The 20973-nt window shown below is 45.2% G+C and carries 22 protein-coding genes; 3 read left to right on the top strand and 19 right to left on the bottom strand.

What is annotated here, in order from left to right; all coding sequences use genetic code 11:
- Positions 1 to 33 precede the first annotated feature (33 nt).
- The 6 genes from K339_RS0129270 to K339_RS37655 form a co-directional block, all read right to left on the bottom strand.
- Positions 34 to 1131 carry a PepSY-associated TM helix domain-containing protein gene (locus tag K339_RS0129270; protein WP_037302206.1) on the bottom strand — a complete coding sequence of 366 codons (1098 nt, stop codon included), beginning with the start codon at positions 1129 to 1131 and terminating at the stop codon, positions 34 to 36.
- A 408-nt stretch (positions 1132 to 1539) separates the two neighbouring features.
- Positions 1540 to 2616, bottom strand: a complete 1077-nt coding sequence (locus K339_RS0129260; protein WP_028526773.1) for a cytochrome-c peroxidase — start codon at positions 2614 to 2616, stop codon at positions 1540 to 1542.
- Between the two features lie 6 nt (positions 2617 to 2622).
- On the bottom strand, positions 2623 to 3423 hold the full coding sequence (locus K339_RS0129255; protein ID WP_028526772.1) for an MbnP family protein: 801 nt from the start codon (positions 3421 to 3423) through the stop codon (positions 2623 to 2625).
- Between the two features lie 199 nt (positions 3424 to 3622).
- Complete coding sequence (locus K339_RS0129250) at positions 3623 to 5392, bottom strand: DNA polymerase/3'-5' exonuclease PolX (RefSeq protein WP_028526771.1); 1770 nt, start codon at positions 5390 to 5392, stop codon at positions 3623 to 3625.
- Positions 5393 to 5652: 260 nt separating this feature from the next.
- Complete coding sequence (gene miaA, locus K339_RS35240; RefSeq protein ID WP_051398338.1) at positions 5653 to 6585, bottom strand: tRNA (adenosine(37)-N6)-dimethylallyltransferase MiaA; 933 nt, start codon at positions 6583 to 6585, stop codon at positions 5653 to 5655.
- A gap of 3 nt (positions 6586 to 6588) precedes the next feature.
- Positions 6589 to 7044: a DUF5004 domain-containing protein gene (locus K339_RS37655; RefSeq protein WP_028526770.1), complete on the bottom strand. Its 456-nt coding sequence runs from the start codon at positions 7042 to 7044 to the stop codon at positions 6589 to 6591.
- Between the two features lie 257 nt (positions 7045 to 7301).
- Between K339_RS37655 and K339_RS0129235 the strand changes: the two genes are divergently transcribed.
- Positions 7302 to 8957, top strand: a complete 1656-nt coding sequence (locus K339_RS0129235) for a sodium/sugar symporter (protein ID WP_028526769.1) — start codon at positions 7302 to 7304, stop codon at positions 8955 to 8957.
- A 55-nt stretch (positions 8958 to 9012) separates the two neighbouring features.
- Here K339_RS0129235 and coaE read toward each other — a convergent pair whose 3' ends face one another.
- The 11 genes from coaE to K339_RS0129180 form a co-directional block, all read right to left on the bottom strand.
- Complete coding sequence (coaE, locus tag K339_RS0129230) at positions 9013 to 9609, bottom strand: dephospho-CoA kinase (protein ID WP_028526768.1); 597 nt, start codon at positions 9607 to 9609, stop codon at positions 9013 to 9015.
- A 37-nt stretch (positions 9610 to 9646) separates the two neighbouring features.
- On the bottom strand, positions 9647 to 10408 hold the full coding sequence (locus K339_RS35235; RefSeq protein WP_051398337.1) for a YbbR-like domain-containing protein: 762 nt from the start codon (positions 10406 to 10408) through the stop codon (positions 9647 to 9649).
- Between the two features lie 2 nt (positions 10409 to 10410).
- Positions 10411 to 10716 (bottom strand): preprotein translocase subunit YajC, encoded by a 306-nt coding sequence (gene yajC / locus K339_RS0129220; protein WP_028526767.1) that lies wholly within the window; start codon positions 10714 to 10716, stop codon positions 10411 to 10413.
- 46 nt (positions 10717 to 10762) lie between these two features.
- The gene (locus tag K339_RS0129215) at positions 10763 to 11206 is read right to left on the bottom strand and encodes a DUF1573 domain-containing protein (RefSeq protein WP_028526766.1); all 444 of its coding nucleotides are present in this window, start codon (positions 11204 to 11206) and stop codon (positions 10763 to 10765) included.
- Between the two features lie 24 nt (positions 11207 to 11230).
- On the bottom strand, positions 11231 to 11533 hold the full coding sequence (locus K339_RS0129210; protein ID WP_028526765.1) for a YtxH domain-containing protein: 303 nt from the start codon (positions 11531 to 11533) through the stop codon (positions 11231 to 11233).
- An 11-nt stretch (positions 11534 to 11544) separates the two neighbouring features.
- The gene (nusB, locus tag K339_RS0129205) at positions 11545 to 12714 is read right to left on the bottom strand and encodes a transcription antitermination factor NusB (RefSeq protein ID WP_028526764.1); all 1170 of its coding nucleotides are present in this window, start codon (positions 12712 to 12714) and stop codon (positions 11545 to 11547) included.
- Between the two features lie 71 nt (positions 12715 to 12785).
- Positions 12786 to 14030, bottom strand: a complete 1245-nt coding sequence (locus K339_RS0129200; protein ID WP_028526763.1) for a hypothetical protein — start codon at positions 14028 to 14030, stop codon at positions 12786 to 12788.
- 1 nt (position 14031) lies between these two features.
- Positions 14032 to 15303, bottom strand: a complete 1272-nt coding sequence (locus tag K339_RS0129195; RefSeq protein ID WP_157607782.1) for a DUF2029 domain-containing protein — start codon at positions 15301 to 15303, stop codon at positions 14032 to 14034.
- Positions 15300 to 15809, bottom strand: coding sequence for a shikimate kinase (locus K339_RS0129190; RefSeq protein WP_028526761.1), 510 nt, complete (start codon positions 15807 to 15809; stop codon positions 15300 to 15302). Before K339_RS0129190 ends, K339_RS0129195 begins: the two co-directional genes overlap by 4 nt.
- A 76-nt stretch (positions 15810 to 15885) precedes the next feature.
- A complete protein-coding gene (locus tag K339_RS0129185) occupies positions 15886 to 16974 on the bottom strand; it encodes a BT_3928 family protein (protein ID WP_028526760.1) in 1089 nt (362 codons plus the stop codon).
- Between the two features lie 130 nt (positions 16975 to 17104).
- On the bottom strand, positions 17105 to 17647 hold the full coding sequence (locus K339_RS0129180; RefSeq protein WP_051398335.1) for a DUF1599 domain-containing protein: 543 nt from the start codon (positions 17645 to 17647) through the stop codon (positions 17105 to 17107).
- A gap of 44 nt (positions 17648 to 17691) precedes the next feature.
- Here K339_RS0129180 and folP point away from each other — a divergent pair, with 44 nt between their 5' ends.
- On the top strand, positions 17692 to 18528 hold the full coding sequence (folP, locus tag K339_RS0129175) for a dihydropteroate synthase (RefSeq protein WP_028526758.1): 837 nt from the start codon (positions 17692 to 17694) through the stop codon (positions 18526 to 18528).
- A 6-nt stretch (positions 18529 to 18534) separates the two neighbouring features.
- Here folP and K339_RS0129170 read toward each other — a convergent pair whose 3' ends face one another.
- Positions 18535 to 18948, bottom strand: a complete 414-nt coding sequence (locus K339_RS0129170; RefSeq protein WP_028526757.1) for a DoxX family protein — start codon at positions 18946 to 18948, stop codon at positions 18535 to 18537.
- Positions 18949 to 19013: 65 nt separating this feature from the next.
- On the opposite strand from K339_RS0129170, the gene K339_RS0129165 reads away from it, so the two are divergent.
- Entirely contained in the window at positions 19014 to 19682 is a 669-nt protein-coding gene (locus K339_RS0129165) for a DUF4230 domain-containing protein (protein WP_028526756.1), read from the top strand.
- A gap of 198 nt (positions 19683 to 19880) precedes the next feature.
- On the opposite strand, the gene holA is transcribed toward K339_RS0129165, so the two are convergent.
- Positions 19881 to 20900 carry a DNA polymerase III subunit delta gene (gene holA / locus K339_RS0129160; RefSeq protein WP_028526755.1) on the bottom strand — a complete coding sequence of 340 codons (1020 nt, stop codon included), beginning with the start codon at positions 20898 to 20900 and terminating at the stop codon, positions 19881 to 19883.
- Between the last annotated feature and the right edge of the window lie 73 nt (positions 20901 to 20973).

Here is a 20973-nt window from a genome sequence, read left to right as displayed (position 1 = left end):
GAGTATCAATATGACAAAAGTCAGAAATAATACTTAGCTACGAGTAGCTCTAAGTTTACGACGCCACCAAAGTAAGAAGCCCGTCACTGACAATACGCCAGGAGTGAGGCCCACGATGACATAGACTATTTTGAGGAAAATACCCCCAAAATTTCCGACGTGCAGGGGATGGAAAGTCGCTTCAATTTTTTCCCACGCCGACAAGTCGGCATAGCGGGTAATGCCGATAAATTTACCCGTATAGGCATCAAAAAGAATAGCATTTCGGCTAGAAAACAAGCGGTTTTCGTCGTTGTAATACCCCCTGACGTTAAACTTACGATGTGGTTGCGTGGGTAAATAGACGTAGTTGGGCGTAAAATTGGGTGCTTTTTGAAGGGCTTGTTGGTACAGGTTTTGAAGTGAAACTTTCGCAAGGGTATTGGTAGGAGTGGGAATTACTTCGTTGTCCCACGTTTTCTTTTCAAAGGCAAAAAGATTCATCCAAAAGCCCGTAAAAAAGATGATGACGTTGAGTGCCAACGACCATACGCCGATGATGCGGTGCAAGTCAGACGAGACCGTGCGCCAGTTTTTGCGGTTGACTTTCACCCTAAACGTCAGCACTTTCCAAATAAATTTTCGATACACCACCACTCCCGTTAGGATAGAAATCAGCATCGTGAGGCCAAAAATAGCCGCCAGGGCGGCGCCAGGCATTCCGAGGTGGAACGAAAAATGGAATTGAAAAATCCATTCAATCCAGCCCACTTCGAGGTCGTCACTGCGGCCTTTACGCAAAATTGTACCCGTGTATTGGTTGATGTTTATCGCCCCCAAATCGTACGAAATGAGGCGAGTATCGTTCATGTATAACCGAAAATGATACGACTCTTCGGGCGTAGCTTCGGAGTTAAGCCAAGCGATTCCATCAAGTTGCGGGTATTCGGCCGTGATAATACGATAAATACTGTCGATGGGGAGCGGTTGCCCAGTGGGTTTTACACGGAGGGAGTTGCGATAGATAATCGGATCCAATTCCTCCATAAACATCAAAATAGACCCACTCAGCCCCAGTAAGAGTAAAAATACCCCTGTCGCCAGTCCAAACCAACTGTGGATGCGAAAGAGAAAGCGGCTTAGTTTTTTCATGAAGATGTTTGTCATACATTTTTTACTCAAACAAATCGTTCATCGTGACGTCGGTGCCCATATACCGCATACAAATTCAATTTGATGGCTTTCGATTACTTTTTTGAGGATAGCCTGTAAGATAGTCTTGCGTCTCAGTAGATAACTCTTGTGATTATTTTTGATTTCGATTTTTGTAGATCATTAGTAAACCCAAAATAGAGGCTAAGAATCCAAGAATGTAAATAACATAAATGAGGGAAGTTAATGGCTCATGAAATTTGAAAATATCAGGGTCAAATTTCTTTATTAAAGCTCTCCCAGATATGATTCCGATAATCATAAAAAAGAAGACTCCCATTGTTCTGTTTTCCATAGTTTGATGTTTTTGTTGATTAAACTTCCTAAGATTATTCAATTATCATCCTACTAAAACGCCTTCCCAAAGCCAGGGTCGGCAAAGCGGTAGTCTTTTACAAATTGTTCGTCGGAGAGTGTTTTTAAGAAGGCAATGATTTTGGCCTTTTCGTCGTCGGTCATCGCAATGCCGAGTTGGCCGTTGGTTTGCAGTGCTGGGTCTAAGGTAGCGGTTTTTTGGACGTTGGTGGAGTAGTGGTTTAGCACTTGTTCGAGGGTGCTAAAACGGCCGTCGTGCATGTAAGGGGAGGTGTAGCCGACATTGCGTAGGCTAGGAACTTTAAATTTAAAGAGGTCGTCGGTATTTTGAGTGATGAGGAACCGCCCTTGATCGCTGCTGCGACTGTTGTCGAGGCCATTGTTGCGAAACGATTGGTCGGTAAACAACTCACCCGCGTGGCAGGTAGCGCATTTTTGTTTAAATAATGCCAATCCTTCTTTTTCGGTCGCCGTGAGGGCGTTGGTAGTACCGCGTAAGTAAAGGTCGTAGCGGGAGTTGTTGGACACCAAAAACACCATAAACTGCGACAAGGCCTTGGTAAATCGCTCGGTGGTGATGTCGGTTGTGCCAAAGGCTTTTTTAAATAACTCTGGGTAATTGGGATTTTTACTATCGCGAAGTTTCTGGAGGACGTTGGGTAATTTTTCGTCCATTTCAACGGGATTTTCAATGGGCGCAATCGGAAACAAATCCAACTGATGCACGCCTCCATCCCAAAAAAATTCCTTCGACCACGCCATGTTTTGAATGGGTGGGGCATTTCTCATGCCAATTTTATCGTCAATCCCGTGGCTTAAATCGTGCCCGTGATGGGTAAAAGCAACGGCCTGCTGGTGGCACGTTCCGCAGGCAATCGTCCCGTTTCTTGACAAAAGTCCGTCGTAAAACAGCGAGCGACCCAGTTGAAATCCGTCGTACGTCAGCGGGTTGGACTTGAGGTCGTACACCACCGAAGGGAAATAACTCGGTTGGGGCATTTCTAGCGTTTCGGCGGTAGGCGTGGTAGGGTCAGGCGGTGGGGTAGATTTGCTACACGCAGCCCATCCAAACAAAGCCATAGAACCGATAACAAGAAACGACCTATTCATACTTACTTAATCTTTAACTCCTCCAATGCTAAACATCGCGGCGTAGTTGTTGGCAATCGTACTCGAATAATCGGCAAACATCACCGTTGGGTATTGAGCAAGGCTTACTTTTTGAGTCCCGTTAAAAATCTTAGAAATATCGCTTACGACCTCAATCACAGGCTGTTGTTCGGGGCCAACGGTGGCGGCAATGCTTCCCAAAGGTAATTTAACCGTGCGAAGATTGTTGAAGGTTTTGGCATTATATCCCCCAAACCCTCCAATGTGGTAGCGGAACTTGCGGTTTCCTGCGGCATCGGCGGCCACTTGCGGCGAAGTGCCTTCTACCTTTAAGAAAATGTAGCCCGAGTTCCACGACCAGTACATCCCGTCACCGTCGTGGGTGGCATCGCCTGGGTCAAGCACGCCAGTACGGCGGCTGATGTTCATCGTATTGCGAAGGCTATCGACCCCAATCATAAAACTAAGTTCGGTGTAGCTACCCGCTGGAACGCCTCGCAGGGTTACTTTTTTGGAGGCGGGGTTAGACTCTTTGACAAGAAAATAACTCGAATCTTGCGGAACCGTGTAGGTCGTACCGTCTGATTTTTTGAGCGAAATATTGCTGATATAGTAATTGTACGTAGTCACTCCGTAGGTTTCGCCCACAGCATTTTGGTACGACTCTTGGCCCAACACCACGTCTTGCGTGCCTACTTTGTTCAAAAAAGAGAGCGTAAGGGTATTTTTTTCGTTGGGATCTGGGTCAGTTTTGCAAGATTGAAGTGCCGCTGCGATAAACAAAAGCCCGAAGAATAGCTTTTTCATTGTGCCGAGAGTTTCGTTTACGTAAAGATAGTTTTCTTTTAGTAGTAACGCGTTATCTGGCGAAAATGATGCGGAGAAAGTAAAATTGTTGTTCGAGAAGGTTTTTACGCATTCATTTTTAAACACATAGGGCACAATAGAATAAACACATAGAAAACAGAAGTAGGCTATGTGTTTATTCTTGGGGTGAAAAGTCTTGTTAGTGGCTTTTGCGTTTGGCTAAATAGTGTTCCAACTCTGCCAATGGTAACGCATTGAAGGTCATGTCTTTGGTCAATCCACCCTTGCGACCGACGGCCACGCCGTAGTGCATGTCGTAGTAGCCATTTTTTTCGTGGGCATCGGGGTTGATGGAAAGCATCACGCCTTTTTCCATGCAATACCGAATCCAGCGCCAGTCCAAATCTAAGCGCCAAGGGCTCGCGTTTATTTCGATGACTACGCCGTTTTGGGCGCAAGCGTCAATGATGGTTTTGTGGTCGATAGGGTAGCCCGACCGCGCCAACAAAAGCCGTCCTGTAGGGTGTCCCAAAATGGTTGTATAAGGGTTTTCGATGGCACGAAGCAGACGCGTAGTCGCCTTTTCGATACTCATGTTGAGGTTGCTATGAACCGAAGCTACGATAAAATCAAACGATTTGAGAATGCTTTCGGGGTAGTCGAGTGAGCCATCGCCCAAAATATCGGATTCGATGCCTTTCAGGATTTTAAAAGGAGTCGAAAATTCTTGGGCAAACACTTGGTTGAGGCGGTCTATCTCAGCGTGCTGTTGTTCGACGCGTTCTTCGTTGAGCCCTTGGGCGTAAGAGGCGGTTTGGGAATGGTCGGCAATACCAAGGTATTCAAAACCAAGCTCTTGGCAAAAACGAGCCATTTGCTCTAGGCTATGTTTTCCGTCCGAGTAAGTACTGTGGTTGTGCAATATACCGCGCAGGTTTTTCCATTCGATGAGGTCGTCGTTGGTATGGGTGGCCTTCCAATCAAATTCCCCCAAGCCTTCCCGCATTTCTGGGACGATGTACGAAAGCCCTGCTTGTTGATAAATTTCTTCGGCTGATACAAACGATTGAGCGGTGTTGGCCAACGACAGTAGGGTATGTCCAGACGGGGTTTTGGCAAATAGGTGAGCGTTGGCGCTATCTGAAATAAAGCGTTCGTTTTCAAAACGTTCGGGTTGAACGAAGAGAATTTCGACGTTTACTTCCAGCGTTTTTTTGACTTCAATTTCTTCACCTTGGGGTGGGAGGTCGGTCGCTTGGCTACGGTCTTGGATTTTGCCCCGCCAAATAAACGGTGATGATTCTTTAAGGTTCTGAACCAACCAGCCTACCTTGGCGATGCTGCGGGCCGCCGCTACGGTCGACTCCGTCCCAATGATGAGTTGGATGGTTTCTACAATCTCGCACTTGCGCGCTACTTCGCCCGTGATGGCTATTTGAGTAAAATAAGGTTGTAATTCTTCCAGAATAATGGTGGCAAGCGCTTCTCCTTTGTCCATGCGGAGTTTGCCCACTTGGCTGCGGAGAAAAGCCATCGAATCCAAAATCTTCTGCTGTGTACCTTCACCAAAACCTTTCAATTTGGCAATTTGTCCACTTTCGCAGGCGGCTTGCAAGGCTTCGAGGGTTTCGATGCCTAAGTCGCGCCAGATAGTGCCAATTTTTTTTGGGCCAATGCCTTTGATTTTGAACATTTCCAAGACGCCAGCGGGCGTTTGGGCCAACAATTCGTCGAGTTCGGCTAAGTGACCCGTGTCAATAAGCTGTACGAGTTTCCCCGCCATGTTTTTACTAACTCCCTGAATTTTTGTGAGTTCATCGGCCGAAAGACTGGCAAGTTCGGCATCTTTGAAGCGGTCGAGGTTAAAGGCGGCAGAACCAAATGCCCGCGTTTTGAACGCATCGGCATTGTGAAGCTCCATTAATTTGACGGTAAGTTCAAGTACTTCAACAATTTCTTCGTTTGACATGGCAGGGGTTTGTTCGGTTATTTTTTATCTTTATTTGAGTTGGGTTTGTTTGTTAAAGTCGGAGACTTTAGGCCGTGTCCGCCCCGACTTCAAGTCGGGGCGAGCAAGTATTGCTTGTTAAAGTCAGAGACTTTAAACTATATCCGCCCGATTTTTAAGTCAGGGTGAGCAAGTTTTATTAAAGTCAGAGACTTTAGGCCGTGTTCGCCCCGACTTCAAGTCGGGGCGAGCAAGTGCAAGTTTTATTAAAGTCAGAGACTTTAGGCCGTGTCCGCCCCGACATCAAGTCGGGGCGAGCGGGCTTCGCTAATATACCACAAAATGCCTTCAAAATCGGAGGCATGAAACCACCGAAAATCACCTTGGTGCTTAAACCACGTCACCTGTCGTTTGGCGTAGCGTCGGGTGTTACGTTTGAGGAGTCTTACCATTTCGGCATAGTCGTAGGCTCCGTCAAAATAATCGTAAATTTCTTTATAACCAACGGTTTGCAGCGCATTGTGCTCCCGAAAAGCAATGACCGAGCGGGCTTCTTCGACCAAGCCAGCGGCGAGCATTTGGTCCATGCGGGCGTCGATGCGGTGGTACAATTCGTCGCGGTCACGTTCTAGCGCAATCTGGATGATTCGGAAAGGGCGCTGGGCTACCTGCTTTTCCCGAAACGATGAGTAAGGCTTGCCCGTGAGCAAACACACTTCCAGCGCACGAACTACCCGTTGGGTATTTTGGAGGTCGTTGGTGGTGCAGTAAACGGGGTCAAGTTGTTGGAGTTCCGCTTGCAACACAGCCAATCCTTCGGTTTCGAGACGGGTCATGAGCGACGTTCGTAATTCGGGAGGCGTTTCGGGCAAATTATCCAGTCCTTCACACACTGCTTTGATGTACAAACCCGACCCACCCGTGAGGAGCACCACGTCTTTGGTTTGAAACAATTGCTCCAAAAGCGTCAAGGCATCGCGCTCAAACGAACCCGCGCTATATAAGGTTTCAATCGAATGAGAATCAATAAAATGATGCGGAACACCCTTCAATTCTTCCAGTGAAGGTTTGGCCGTGCCGATGGAAAGTTCGCGGTAAAATTGCCGAGAATCGGCCGAAATGACTTCCGTTTCGAGCGTTTGGGCAAGTCGAACGCATAAGTCTGTCTTTCCCACTGCCGTGGGACCAGCAATGACGATAAGAAGTTTTTGCAAGAATTAATTAGGCTTAAAGGTCATTTCCAAGGTTTCTCCAAATACGTTTGTATATGAAACTTGGAGGGTATTTTCGGTGAGTTTGACGATTTTATATTTCGTCTCGTTGTTTAGCACAAGCTCGGTTTCGGCGGTGTTAAAAGCCCACGTTCCTTTTTCATAGACTTGGTCGTCTTGCGTACGGCATTTGGTAGCACCTTCGTTCCACTCGTAGTTTTTGTCGGTACGAAACACCATGTTGTTGTCACGCACACAGGCAACTGTCTGATTGAAAACGTCATTCCCGTTGATTTTAGAAACTGTCAACACCCAGGCTTTTGAGGATTTGCCTGCCAAAAGCTCCGTTTTGGTAATGTTAGGGTCGGGAGTTGGATCACCGCCGCCAGTGTTAGTAACGTTGCACTGACTGAGTCCCAACACGGTCATCGCTAAAAATATCCACAAACGAACAAGTTTCATAGCCAAAAAAGTTAAGAATGGTCAAAGTTAATGCTTTTATTTTTGGGAATAATAAGACATAGGTCGGTTTATAGATTTTGTCGCGCAAAAATATTGCCGAAGTTTGTCGAGAATTGTGGGAAAACACAATAGTATAAAAGGTGATTGAAATGATTTATAAGAAAAATGAGTACGAAAAAGCGAATTGTGTCTTTTTGACATAAATCAAAAGTAAACCTATCATTTATCAAGAACCCGTTCTTACAATCTGACTTTTTATGACGCTAGGACTAGAAACCCTTGACTACGTAATTTTCCTCATTTATTTCGTCATTGTATCCAGCTACGGCTATTGGGTATATAAAAACAAAGGCAAGCAAACCGCTGATTCCAAGGACTTTTTCTTGGCGGAAGGTTCACTTACTTGGTGGGCGATTGGGGCTTCTATCATTGCTTCCAACATTTCGGCGGAGCAGTTTATCGGAATGAGCGGACAGGCTTTCCAGCTTGGGATTGCCATTTCTGTCTATGAGTTGTTGGGGGGAGTGGCGCTCATTATTGTGGCGGTGTATTTCTTGCCCATGTATCTCAACAACAAAATTTATACCATGCCGCAGTTTTTGTCGAAGCGCTATAATGAGCGCTTGGCTACCATTATGGCGGTATTCTGGTTGTTCCTCTACATTTTTGTGAACCTCACTTCCATCATTTATTTGGGCGCATTGAGCTTGGAAAAAATGACGGGCTTTTCATTCATGCCATGCGCCATTTTCTTGACCACTTTCGCGGTGATTATCACTTTGGGTGGGATGAAAGTAATTGGCTACACGGACGTGATTCAGGTAGTTTGTTTGATTTTTGGTGGATTGGCCACCACCTACTTGGCCTTAGATTTGCTTTCTGCCAAGGTGGGAACGGGCGCGGGTATTATGGAAGGGCTTGGCCTCATTCGTGAAAAAGCAGATAGCCACTTGCACATGATTTTTACCCCAGGCCAATACCAAGTTCACGACGGGCGTGGTGGATTTATTGATGCCTATAACCAGCTTCCAGGGATTATGATGTTTATCATTGGTGGGCAGTGGGTAAACAACCTTAACTATTTTGGCTGTAACCAATACATGACGCAGCGCGCCCTCGGAGCCGACCTAAATACGGCACGGAGCGGCGTGTTGTTTGCGGCTTTTTTGAAAATGATGATGCCTTTCATTGTGGTATTGCCAGGACTTGCAGCTTATGTATTATTCCAAGAAAATGCCGATACGTCGATTGTAAACGGAATTACCCAAAACGGTATCGTCAAACCCGATAATGCGTACCCAGTGTTGCTCAATTTATTGCCAGTAGGCTTGAAAGGACTCGCTTTTGCAGCCCTGACGGCGGCGATTGTGGCGAGTTTGGCAGGGAAAGCCAACAGTATTTCAACCATTTATGTGTTAGACATTCACCAGAAGTTTTTCAACAAAAACTTAACTGAAAAACAAACCGTTTGGACGGGGCGAGTGGCAATTGTGATTGCCTTTATCATTGCCTTGATTGTCAGTCCATTGTTGGCTAATTTTGGTCAAGCTTTTGAATACATTCAGGTTTATACAGGCTATATTTCACCAGGTATTTTGAGTATTTTCTTGCTCGGATTTTTCTGGAAAAAAGCCACTGCCAATGGCGCTTTGGCAGCAGCGGTGTTGAGTATTGCGTTGTCGGCGGTTATTGAAAATCTTTATCCTGCCTTCCCGTTCCTCAACCGTATGGGCGTGGTATTCTGGATTTGTTCGGCGGTTCACGTGGCGATTAGCCTTGCTCAATCGAAAGGCCAAAACCAAGAAAATGCGTTTGAAGTACGCCCCGAATGGTTCCGCGTAACGCCATCGTTCCGCATGGGAGCCATTGCCGTTGTTGTGACTTTTAGCTTGATTTACTGGATTTTCTGGTAAGCCCTTTTGGTTAGCTGTAATGGCCAACGCCGTTGAGGTGAGTGGCCATTACAGCTTATCTCTTTTTGCTAAATACTTGGTGAAGTTCCCACACTTGCGGGAGCAGAAGCTGATTTTCATCGTTTGTGACAACATAGTCGGCTAGTTGAAGTCGCTCATCGTCAGAGATTTGTCGAGAAATGATATCCCTTATTTCAGCTTCAGAACGCTGTGGGTCGCGCTGCAAAACCCGAGCGACGCGAAGCGCAACAGGGGCTTCAACAACGATTACTTTGTCGAGTGAATTGCGTTGGCCTGCGCGGGCCATGATGGCCGCTTCTTTGACCAAATAAGGCGCTTTTTTATGTTTTTTTATCCAAGCTTCGGTATCTTCTCCCACCCTTGGATGCACGATGGCATTGAGCTGTTGAAGCAGGGCAGGTTTTGAAAAAACTTCTTGTGCTACCCACCTGCGGTTGTAACTTCCGTCGGGTAAGTAGGCGTCTTTGCCCAACAGCGCTTCTACCGTTTTTTTGAGCTTTTCGTCGTTATTAAGGAGCCACTTGGCACGTTCATCGGCCGAATAAAAAGGTGCGCCAAGTGCTTCAAAAATACGGCAAACCACACTTTTTCCAGATCCGATTCCTCCTGTTATTCCGATTTGTAAAGCCATGATGAATGTCGAAGTACGAATGACGACAATTTTGCAATTATTTCTTTTTCTTCCCTTTGTTGGCTTTGGTCTTTTTGACGGGTTCTGGCGCTTTGGGTTGGGGTGCAGGAGGAGGCGTGCCCAAAAATTCGGCTACTTCAAAGCTGACAAAAACGCGCTCGGCGCTGGTTTTTAGCAAGGGCGACTGTGGATAGCGAATGGGAAGTTCTTCGTCGTAATTTCCCCTGATTTTCTGGGCGGGAACTTTCACAATCAACGTATCCGCAATATCGTTCACCAGCGAAGCGGGGCCGTCAAACGTCACCTTGTTCGGGCGAAGATTGATTAGGCTCGACACCACAAATTTGGGAAATAGATTGAGTCCCAAGCTATCCACTTTAAGAATGGATGTTTTGACGACGCGTTCTTCAAAATCAATTCGATTTTTGTCGAGTTCTACGTGCGTAATGTCCACATCCTTTACTTGCTCATTCATGGCAGCTGCTAATGCGCTGGTATTGATTGAGTTGGTAGCCAAGGGGTTTTCGATGACGTACGTAACAGGAGGAACGGTAAAGGCGATTGATTTGCGCAAGAGTGTCCAGCCACTGCCTTTAATGATGGCGTTGGCACTTTGGGGAAGTGGGTGAATGGGAATATACAACGAATCGTTGTAAGAAATTTTGACAGGATACGGAACCCGCAGCGTATAGCCGTCTTTGTTGAGTTCGTTGAAAAGCCAAATAATCGTAGCCGCTACCAGACTAAGTATCAGGGTGCGGCTACGAGCAGGCTTTGAAGAGACAGGTAATTGTGCCACGATTAAGCAGTTGTTCCAGCTTTGCGCGAAATAGAAGATTTCTCGAATTTCATTTTAGTGCCTTTGCCGTCCACGTCAAGGGTAACGGTTGTTTCATATACTGAAATGACCGTTGCGTGCAAACCGCCAATGGTAACAACTTCGTCGCCTTTTTTAAGTTCTTCCAAAAATTTCTTTTGATCTTTTTGCTTTTTTTGTTGCGGACGAATCATGAAGAAATAAAACACTCCAATGATACCTGCCCACATCAAAAGCTGATAAATCATGCTAGTTTGGCCAGATGCGGCTTGTAAAAAAATACTGTTCATTCTCGTAGGTGATATGTTAGAAGTTAAGTCTAAGAAGTTTTTCGTCTTACTTTGCGGCCGTTGAGTCCGCCGTTGGAGCGGGAGTTACGTCTGCTTTAAACTGAATATCGTTGGTAGCAGGATTGGTATTGGCAAAAATAGTCACAGTTTTAAACTGGGGTCCTTGCTTACCTTTGCTATTAAAACGTACCAAGATTGTTCCTTCTTCGTCGGGGCCGATGGGGTCGCGAGGCCATTCGGGAATGGTACAACCACAAGAAGCGCTTACGTTGTTGATAATCAGAGGAAAATCGCCTGTGTTTTTAAACTTGAATTTACGTTCTACTTGCTGTCCTTCGGCAATGGTACCAAAATCAACGTTTTTAATATCGTCGGCAAATTCAATTTTCGGAAGTTTATCGTCGAGGCTGCTTGAGGCCGATTGGTCTTGGGTACTGCCGCAGCTCCATAAACCCCAAAGTGTCAAAACAATAAAAAGGGAACGTCTCATGGATTTGTGAATAATGGGATAAATTTAAGACGCTTGTCCTTTGATTTGCGCCATCAAACGATCGACATCTTCGAGTAGGCGTTCTGCTTTTTCGCGCGTGTCTGCCACTACTTTTTGACCTTCTGCTTTGGCCAAACTTTCGGGTAAGTCTTTGCCTTCGAGCAAGTCAGTAATAAGTCCTTGAAGTTGCTCACGGTATTTTGAAAGACGGAACGAAAGTTTGTCACGGGTTACTTGTCCTTCAGCAGGTGCGTATAAGATTCCGATGGTTGCTCCAGTAGCTACTCCCGCTAAGAAAGCAATTAATGTTTTTGTTGAATTATTCATGGTAGTTGTACTTACTTGTTGTCTAAAAGTCCTCTTCCGCTCTTACGGATTTTACCTTCTTTGATCAGGTTTTTGGAGAGGGTATCTAAAATTCCATTGACAAATTTACCACTTTTTGGCGTACTATAATCTTTTGCAATTTCAATGGCCTCGTTGATGGACACTTTCACTGGAATGCCAGGGAAGGTAATCATTTCTGACACGCTCATTTTCAGAATCAAGTAATCCATGGCCGAAAGACGTTCTAAGTCCCAATTTTTGAGTGGTTCGGCGATAATCGCTTCAAACTCATCATTACGGTTAACGGTTTCGTCAAACAATTCTTGCATAAAAGAGCGGTCTTCTTCCCAATCGTCGGTGAGGGGGACAATCTGCACGCTACCTTCTGTCGCTGATTTGAGGGTTTTATTGGTCATTTTACGGGCCAAATCACCGTTTTCGCCCCAATAAAGGTCTCTTAATTCAAAGAAATTGATGACATCTTCGTTTTTGAGAATCACCTCTTTCAACGCATACAGCACCAGTTGTTGGTCTTCTTCGGGCGTGTGGGTTTTTTGGGCGCAATAAGCACGGTAGGTTTCGTCTTGACGAAAAACTTCACGGAACATCTTACGAATCAAGCCCGTTACTTCTTCGCCCCACGAGATACCATGACGAATAAATTCGCTTTCGAGCTTTTTACTTTCCGAAAGCGCAATCACTACTTGGTTGGTATCAAACCCTGACAATTTTGCAATCGGATTGCTATCTGGGTCATCGTACTGGCGCTCACGCTCGCTTTGTGAAAGAAAACTTAACTCAACAAATAGCTGTAAAAGAAGCAAATAAGCCGAATAAATGGCCTCAACTTCGGGCGTAAGCTGACGAGAAAGGCGTTGTTTGTCTTTTTTGTACAAATCCTCGTAATACTTGAGGGCATTCCGCGCCGTCACAACCGCCGTTGCAGGCGTATCGTCGTCGTCAGGGATGGTGCCTTTGCGGTAATTTTCTTCGAGTAAGAGCGTGGTTATTTTTCGCATTCCCTCTAATTTGACGGGGTCTTGAGGGGTCATGGAGTTGAGATCAGGCTTAAACGACTCCGTGATGAAATCTATGGCCAATTGGTAGTCTGCCTCGCGAGCAGCCTGAAGAGCATAGAGGCTTTGCAAAACCTTAATGCGTAGATGTCTTCGACTTAACATTCAGTCCTGAGAGTTTGTGCAAATAAGCAGCAAGGAAAAGAACTTGCTTGTGTTTCCAGCCGCAAAGGTACTTAAAAATCTGTTGCTTTCTGCCAAACTTGGCGAAGAAAATAGAAAGTAAGTAGTACAATTCCTAGTTGGAGGGCATAGTCGAGTATATAGATAGGTTGTGCGAAAACCTCCGAAATAGTGTGATAATAAGGGCTTTTTAGTCGCCACCATAGCGAAGGATGAATCACACACAGGCAGTTAAAAAGTAGGAATAAACCTACTTCCTTACGGTCAGAGAAGTTGAGCCACTGAAAAACGTAAGGTAAAAGGAACAGAAAAATATAATTGCTGTAGGCACTCTGTTGCGCAATCATCATGGTGCCGTAAATCACAATATAGACTGCCGAGAAAGCACGGGGAAAAGGCTGCTGCCTGAGTCGGTAGGCCAAGATTGTGCCCAGCCCTGTGGTCAGCAAAAGTCCTACCCAATTCCAGCGTTTGGCTCCTGCTCCCAGTACATCAAACGTGAGGGGATTAGCCACCGATAGCCAGTTGGGGGCGCGTAGGGTAGCGGCTTCGTTCATGGGTTGTTCGAGCCAGAGCCACTCGGTGGTATGGTACAAAACGGCCAGGGAAACAACCCCTGCAACTGCCGCTGCTGAAATCCAACGAACGGGCTTAGAAACAAGAAATAACAACGCTGGCCCTACCAAAATAAAGACGGCTTTGGTAAATAAAAATCCAACAACTAGCCCAACGCCCAACCATTCAACACGCTGGGTGCGTTGCCAAACGAGGTACGCGCCTATAAACATGAGCCACATCCAGACGTCTTCTTGTCCTCCCAAAACGCATAAAACCAACGACCCTGGCAGTAAAAGGTACAAAAGGCTTCGAAAAAGCCGTTCGGAAGGGGAAATGGTATCGGCGTAAAAACGATTTGTGGCCCAAAGTGCGCCGCCTTCCATGAGAATCATCACCAAAATAATGGCTTTTTTGTCTAGCCAAAACCACAAACCAAGGGCATTGACGTAGGGAAAAAAGGGCGAATACATGCAATAAAAATCGCGGTAAACGAGCTTTAGTTGAACGGCTTCGCGGGCTTGTCCAAAAAAACCATCGAGGTCAGAAAAGGGGATTTGGTTGAAAACCACAAAAATAAGCACAAAAGGAACCAGACGTGCCAGCACCCAAGCGAGGAGCAGTACAAGTCGGTCGTCGTAGTTTTGTAGGTGCTTTTCTATTTTTGCGCGAAACGCAATAAGCCCACCCGCAAGTCCTGCGCATAACAATGAAATGATGGTTTTTCCGAGAATGACAAACATGTTAGGCGAGTTGGGGAGACGATACGTTTTTACGATACACTTGCCACAAATACCAAACAAAACAAGCAACATTGAGTACTTGAAGGGTGTATTCGAGGACAAAAAGTGGTTGAGAAAAGACCGTTAAGTCGTCGTAAGTTGGACTATTGATGTGGGTAAAAATAAAGGGTTGTACCACAAGCAACAAGTTTAAAAATAGCAAAACGACAACATCGCGTTGTTTTTTCCAATCCACCAGCTCCATCATCAACGGAAGTAAATACGCAAAAGCGTAGTATCCCACCGATGTAGGCTGAAAAATACTCATGGCCAAGTAAGTCGCCAAATAGGCGAGGGGTAGGGTATATTCGAGGGAGAGGTTTCTAAAACGATACACCGCCAATATCGATACCGATAGCGTAATGACCATGCCCGCCCAGCTAAAAACGGTGAGGGTAGGAAGGCTTCCAAAAAGATACGTCAGCCACGGTCGCGAGATGGTGAATAGGTTGGGAGTGAGCAAGTTGGTGGTACCCATCTGTACAGGCATCAAAAAATCAAGCTGCATGACGGCATAAAGCACCACCAACGATGGGACTCCTACGGCAATCATGCCGAGTAGAAAACCCCAACGTTTTTTGAGCAAAAACCACAACGGAAAAAACCAAAAAACAAAGGTCGCTTTGATGACAATCAGCCCCGTCGAAAAGCGCACACCTAGCCCGAAGCCGTCGTTGCGACTCCGCAAATAAGACAACATCATCCACGCCGCAACTCCCCACATCCAAATGTCTTCTTGGCCACCCAGCAATACCATAATCATTGGTCCCGAAAGCAAAATATAAAGCAAGGTGGATTTCAAGGCATCGGGCTGCGAACGGCGTTGGTAGGCGAGGTAAGTCAGCCAAATGATGAGTGCTTCGATAAGTACCATTAATAGCACGATGGCTTTGGAACTATACCAAAGGAAAAGCGGAAAAGTGATGATGTAGGCAAAAACAGGCGCGTGAAACGAAATAAAATCGCGGTAAACCAGCTTCCATTGATAAGCTTGGGTGGCTTTTCCCCAAAAAAAAGGCACATCGCCACGGGGAGATTGGTCAAGAAGTGCGTAAATGATGACAAAAGGAAGAAGACGAAAAGCCAAAAGACCAATCACAATGGCTCGATTCTCTTGGCGTTTTTGCTGGATTTTTTGCCAAAAAGTATCGTTTTTAGCTCCTAACCAAATAACTACTGAGGATACTACGACGAGTACTAATTTGACATAAAATACCGTGAGAGTTGACATCATATATACTGCTGAATCGTGTCAAGGAGTTGTCGAATGTGGATGTTATCGCCATGAAGGATAAAATCGGCCTGTGAATAAAAACCAAGGCGTGATTCGTATTTTTCACGTAGGTTGTTGAGCAACTGACCATCGTTTTTCTGATACAACGGACGGTCGTCGGTCGAGTGGCGTAAAATCCGTTCGACGATTTGTTCAGGGCTTACGTCCAAAAATACACTTAGGCCGTTGGCTTTGATGTAGTCTATGTTATCATGAAAACAGGGCATTCCACCACCCGTTGCAATTACTAATTTTGAATCAGGCCGAATCGCGCGCAAAATACGGGCTTCGGCTTCTCGAAAATACGGTTCGCCTTTTTGGGCAAAAATATCGGGAATTGGCATCCCTTCTTCCTTGACAATGAGTACATCCGTATCAACAAAACGATAACGCACGTGGCGAGCTAGTTGCTTGCCGAGCGTCGTTTTTCCCGAAGAAGGCAGACCTATCAAAAAAATATTTTTCATCTATCGAAATTCAGTAACCTCCCGAAAGTTTCAAACCTCCCGAAAGTTTTGAACTTTCGGGAGGTTATGGAAGCTATTATAATTTACCCAACACTTCTTCTTTATCAGGCGTAGTGTTGTAGTGCCATTTGCCTTTGACAGTACCGTCTTTCATAAACCAAATGCCTGGATTAGAGCGCGAAATGGTTTTTAAAACGGTGCCATCAGCCGAGTAGTAAGGGATGTCAAGGGCGTAAGCTTTCCGAATCTCTTGAATTTCGGCGTCACTATTTGAAGTTAAAATCAAGGATTCAACCCCCGTACCTTTCAGAGAATTAATCAACGAACGGATTTCGGCCAAACTTGCTACGTTCAAGTCGGGGCCGTTTTTGATGATGATGATGAGTTTTTTACCCGTGAACGTTTCTTGCGTAAAATCACCTTCGTTGTTCCAAACCTTGTAGTCGGTAATCTTTGGTTTGGCACTTTCGTTGATAAGTACCATTTCTTTGTACTTATAAGTGGTGTCAGTCGGGAATTTCTCAAACTCTTCGGTTTTCCCATCTTTCTCCATGATGTATTTATAGCGAAGAGGTTCCGAAGGTTGCATTAATTGAGGAATGTTGTTGCCAATTTTGTATGGCAAAAAGTCAACAGGAGGGAGGTAGCGAATGGCATAAATGGCCAACGCAATGGAAAAAATGGCCGAAAAGGCCACCAACGAACCCGTAGGAAGGCTGCGGAATACCTTGCTTTGCCAGATAAGGAATATGATCAAAACCAATAAGACAATGTCTTTGGTAAAGGAAGTCCAAGGCTTGAGCTTTAAGAAATCACCGAAGCAACCGCAGTCGGTCACTTTGTTGAAATAAGCTGAATAGAACGTTAAGAAAGTAAAGAAAACAATGAGAGCAAGCAGTATCCAATTGACTTGCTTCAAACGCCAAGAGGCAAGAAGTGCCACGCCAAGGATAACTTCGGCAGCGCACATCAGCACCGACAAATAAAGTGCAAGCGGAACCAAGGCCATCCAAAAATCGTGCATGAATGGCATGTCAGTGGCAAATACCTCGAAGTATTCTTCCAGCTTGATTTGAGTACCAACGGGGTCGTTGAGTTTAACTAGACCCGAAAAAATAAAGATTCCTCCAACTAAAAAGCGGACAATGTGGGCTAAAATTTTCATTCGTTATCGTTAGATTCGTTTGGGTTGCTTTCTATTTAAAAATGGAACACAGATTAAACGGAGTCATCTGTGTGCTATAAATTGACTACAAATTTCAAAAATTAAGCCAAAAGAGATTGTTAATGAAAGGTTAATGGGCAAGACCAAGTTTGATTAAACAAAAAACCGAATAGTTGATAATGTCTTGATAACCCGACTTTACACCTTCCGAAATAATCGTTTTTCCTTCGTTGTCTTCAATTTGTTTGATACGAAACAGCTTCATCAAAATAATATCGGTCATGCTACTAACCCGCATGTCACGCCATGCTTCGCCGTAGTCATGGTTCTTGTTGAACAACAATTCATAGACTTCGTTCATTTGAGTATCGTACAATTCGGTGAGCTGGCTGGCCGTAAAATCCATTCCTTTGTTGTCACCTAATTGTATCTGAATCAGGGCCATTACGCAGTAGTTGATGATGCCGATAAACTCAGGTACTTCGCCTTCATCCACTTTAGAAAAACCGTTTTCTTGAAGGGTGCGGATGCGTTGGGCTTTGATAAAAATTTGATCCGTAATGGAAGGAAGACGCAGAATTCGCCACGAGGGGCCGTAATCTTGGTTCTTTTTGGTAAAAATGTCTTTGCAGCGAGTGATAACACTCCGATATTCGCGCTCAGTTTGTTGCATAAAACAATTAACAGTTAATATGGCACAGTGTGCGCCGCGAAATTATGAAAAAAACGCTGAATATCGCTGGAAAGTTGCTCGACTTGTCAACTCCGCAGGTAATGGGGATTCTCAACGTTACCCCAGATTCCTTTTTCTCAGGGAGTCGGGTGTTGCAAATAGAAGATGCCTATAAAAAAGCCGATAAAATGCTTTCGGAAGGGGCTTCGATGCTCGACATTGGTGGGCACTCGACCCGCCCAGGAGCCGATGCCGTCAGTGAAGAAGAAGAGCTTAACCGCGTGCTGCCCGTGGTCGAGATGCTGCGTAAGCGTTTCCCCGAGGCCATTATATCAATAGATACCTTTCGGGCGTCGGTGGCGCGCAAATCTATTGAAGCAGGTGCACATATTATCAACGACATTGCGGGAGGAAACCTTGATCCGTTGATGTTTGAAACCGTAGCCGAGCTGAACGTGCCGTACATTCTCATGCACAGCCGTGGCACTCCCCAAACGATGAAAGAACTCAACCAATACGACGATTTGGTGACGGACGTACTTCGGGAATTGCAAGCTAAAATTTACCAACTTCGTCAGTTGGGGGTGAAAGACATTGTGGCGGACATGGGTTTTGGGTTTGCCAAAAATGCGGATCAAAATTACGTCTTGCTGCGGGAACTGCGGGCGTTTGAAGCGTTGGAAGTGCCATTGTTGGTGGGAGTGTCTAGGAAATCAATGATTTGGCGAAAACTCGACATCACTCCCGACCAATCACTCAATGGCACCACCGCTCTCAATACGGTGGCCATTCTTAACGGCGCAAATATCCTCCGTGTTCATGACGTGAAAGAAGCCATCGAAGTGGTTAAGTTGGTTCGATTGCTTCTTTCAAAGAATTGAAGGGACTTATTTTTTTTGAAACAAAGCTGCGTCCAACGAATACTTCCCAGCACCTGTCAGCAACAACGCCAACGAAGGGACTAAGTACAAAAGGGCATGTTCTTTGTCGCCAAATGGATCACTGCCGTGAATGACAAAGGCAATGACCAAGAAAAGCCCTATTTCTATCAAGGCTGCTATTCGCGTAAATAACCCGAAAATGAGCAATAATGGAATAAATACTTCGCCCAAAATGGTCATAAAATGAGAAAACCGTACCCCCACGTGTAACGGATCAGGGAAGTCGTTGGCGCCGTCGAGGAAGCTAAGTAGTTTGTCGTAACCGTGGGGAACGAGCATAATAAATACAAAAATACGGAGTACCAAAAGCCCTAAATCAGTGTAATTTTGTTGAGAGGATGGTTTAAAAAATGCTAACATGGTTGAAATTTGGTTGACTAAAAACGATACTAAATTTTTTTAACTTTCGCAAAATTCAACTTTTTATGGGACTTTCTACACTTTTGTTTTTTGTGATTACCCTACTTTTAGGCGGGGCGGTGGGATATGGCTTGTTTTACGTCGCCAATCGAAAAAATGCCCAATTGAGCCAAGCCACCCAATCGTCCACCATTTTGCTGGAGCGGATTGAAAAGGTGTTTAAAGTGGTAATGGCAGAGGGTTATTTTACGGAAATATTTGATTATAAGGACGATAAAAAGTTTTTGTATTTGTTCAAAAACTCCAAAAAAGCCTTGGTGATTGCCAAAGCGAAGGTGTTGGTTGGTTTCGATTTTGCCAAAATGCGTTTTCGTCTTGATGAAACCACCAATCAAATGGTCATTGAGTATTTCCCTGAGCCTGAGGTACTTTCCATTGATACCGATTATAAGTTTTATGACATCGAAAATGGCATCTGGAACCGCTTTAGCCACGAAGATTATACCAACTTGCTGGTGGATGCCAAACAAGCCATGAACGAAAAAGCATTGGAGGGGGATTTGCCACGCATTGCCAATAATCAAATTCAGTTTATGATGTACCAATTGGCTGCTTCTATGAACTGGAAGATAAATATGCAGCTTCCCGACGCCAATCAAAAACGGTTGGAAGACTTTAGCAATTATGAAGAAATAAACGCAGAACCTAAGCTTTTGCCTAAAGACGAAGCGTGATGTGTAGCGGGCTGTGCAGCGGGTTTCTCATTTGTGCAGCGGGTTTCTCATTTGTGCGGCGGGTTTCTCATTTGTGCAGCGGGTTTCTCAAAACCCGCCGCTATTCAATGGGTTGTAAGCAACCCTTTTCGCGGTTGTGAGCAACCGCGACACACCATCGTGAGCAACCACTACACCGCGAGCACGCCACACATCTATTTAATGCAAAATAGTAAACACAAGCTCTTGCATAATGGCTTGCTCGTCTTTGGAACCTGACTCAATACCCTTAGAGGCATTATCGGCTTGGCGCAAGGCTTTGATGGCTTTGGCCACGTGCCCCAACGAATACTGTCGCGCCGCCGATAGGTAATCTTTGACAAAAAACGGACTAACGCCCAACACCGAGGCAAGGTGTCCTTCCGATTTGTCCTGCGTTCCGTGAACGACGAGCACTTTGCTGAAAAAATTATACAAAATAATAAGTACCTGGGGTAACGGATTTTCTTTCGTGTTGGCTGCGAGGTAATTAGCGATTTTGTTGGACTTAATTACGTCGCGTTGAATCAAGGCTTTTTGCAATTCAAACACATTATATTCTTTGCTAATTCCCACGTATTTTTCCACAACAGCCGCCGTTATTTCTTCACTGGCGGTGAGGTTGAGCAAAATTTTGTCGATTTCGCTGGTGATGCGTTTGAGATCATTCCCAATGTTTTCGACCAACATCTGAATTGCTTTGATGCTGATTTTTGCTCCTAAACTGCGCACGTGTTCGCCTACCCAATCAGGAAGTTTGTTGTCGTACATTTTTTTGCATTGCACCAGTACTCCGTGTTTTTCAAAAGTTTTGGGCAAGGCTTTTCGCATGTCAAAATTCCCCTGAAAACACAATGCCAATACCGTGGACGACAGAGGGCGTGTGGCATAGTCGTCCAAAAGGGCTGATTTGTCTTTGGTATCGAGGCCGTTAGACTGCTGGGCCTCTTTTACCAACACCAGTTGCCGTTCCGACATGAACGGAAAACGGCGGGCATAATTTAGGATGGTACCTACGTCGGCGTCTTTGCCAAAAAGTACAAACTGATTAAACCCTTTTTCTGATTCAGGAACTACCGCTTTTTCGAGGGCGTCGGCCAATAAATCAATGTAATAAGGTTCGTCGCCGTGAATAAAATACAGCGGTTGAATTTTCTTTTGTCGTATCTCTTTCAGAGCTTGTTCGGGGGAAAGAACCATTTTTTTGAATGTCGAATGCAGAGTGCAGAATGTCGAGGGTGAGTGTCGAATGCAGAGTGTCGAATTTGAGTAA

It is taken from the genome of Runella limosa DSM 17973, from assembly GCF_000482465.1.
GTDB lineage: Bacteria > Bacteroidota > Bacteroidia > Cytophagales > Spirosomataceae > Runella > Runella limosa.
The sequence above is the reverse complement of the archived record's forward strand: the minus strand, read 5'-3'. Positions and strand labels throughout refer to the sequence as shown.

Excerpts from the sequence above, each read along its gene's own strand:
- K339_RS0129270 (WP_037302206.1), bottom strand. The coding sequence starts at position 1,131 with ATGAAAAAACTAAGCCGCTTTCTCTTTCGCATCCACAGTTGGTTTGGA.
- K339_RS0129260 (WP_028526773.1), bottom strand. The coding sequence starts at position 2,616 with ATGAATAGGTCGTTTCTTGTTATCGGTTCTATGGCTTTGTTTGGATGG.
- K339_RS0129255 (WP_028526772.1), bottom strand. The coding sequence starts at position 3,423 with ATGAAAAAGCTATTCTTCGGGCTTTTGTTTATCGCAGCGGCACTTCAA.
- K339_RS0129250 (WP_028526771.1), bottom strand. The coding sequence starts at position 5,392 with ATGTCAAACGAAGAAATTGTTGAAGTACTTGAACTTACCGTCAAATTA.
- K339_RS37655 (WP_028526770.1), bottom strand. The coding sequence starts at position 7,044 with ATGAAACTTGTTCGTTTGTGGATATTTTTAGCGATGACCGTGTTGGGA.
- K339_RS0129235 (WP_028526769.1), top strand. The coding sequence starts at position 7,302 with ATGACGCTAGGACTAGAAACCCTTGACTACGTAATTTTCCTCATTTAT.
- coaE (WP_028526768.1), bottom strand. The coding sequence starts at position 9,609 with ATGGCTTTACAAATCGGAATAACAGGAGGAATCGGATCTGGAAAAAGT.
- yajC (WP_028526767.1), bottom strand. The coding sequence starts at position 10,716 with ATGAACAGTATTTTTTTACAAGCCGCATCTGGCCAAACTAGCATGATT.
- K339_RS0129215 (WP_028526766.1), bottom strand. The coding sequence starts at position 11,206 with ATGAGACGTTCCCTTTTTATTGTTTTGACACTTTGGGGTTTATGGAGC.
- K339_RS0129210 (WP_028526765.1), bottom strand. The coding sequence starts at position 11,533 with ATGAATAATTCAACAAAAACATTAATTGCTTTCTTAGCGGGAGTAGCT.
- nusB (WP_028526764.1), bottom strand. The coding sequence starts at position 12,714 with ATGTTAAGTCGAAGACATCTACGCATTAAGGTTTTGCAAAGCCTCTAT.
- K339_RS0129200 (WP_028526763.1), bottom strand. The coding sequence starts at position 14,030 with ATGTTTGTCATTCTCGGAAAAACCATCATTTCATTGTTATGCGCAGGA.
- K339_RS0129195 (WP_157607782.1), bottom strand. The coding sequence starts at position 15,303 with ATGATGTCAACTCTCACGGTATTTTATGTCAAATTAGTACTCGTCGTA.
- K339_RS0129190 (WP_028526761.1), bottom strand. The coding sequence starts at position 15,809 with ATGAAAAATATTTTTTTGATAGGTCTGCCTTCTTCGGGAAAAACGACG.
- K339_RS0129185 (WP_028526760.1), bottom strand. The coding sequence starts at position 16,974 with ATGAAAATTTTAGCCCACATTGTCCGCTTTTTAGTTGGAGGAATCTTT.
- K339_RS0129180 (WP_051398335.1), bottom strand. The coding sequence starts at position 17,647 with ATGCAACAAACTGAGCGCGAATATCGGAGTGTTATCACTCGCTGCAAA.
- folP (WP_028526758.1), top strand. The coding sequence starts at position 17,692 with ATGAAAAAAACGCTGAATATCGCTGGAAAGTTGCTCGACTTGTCAACT.
- K339_RS0129170 (WP_028526757.1), bottom strand. The coding sequence starts at position 18,948 with ATGTTAGCATTTTTTAAACCATCCTCTCAACAAAATTACACTGATTTA.
- K339_RS0129165 (WP_028526756.1), top strand. The coding sequence starts at position 19,014 with ATGGGACTTTCTACACTTTTGTTTTTTGTGATTACCCTACTTTTAGGC.
- holA (WP_028526755.1), bottom strand. The coding sequence starts at position 20,900 with ATGGTTCTTTCCCCCGAACAAGCTCTGAAAGAGATACGACAAAAGAAA.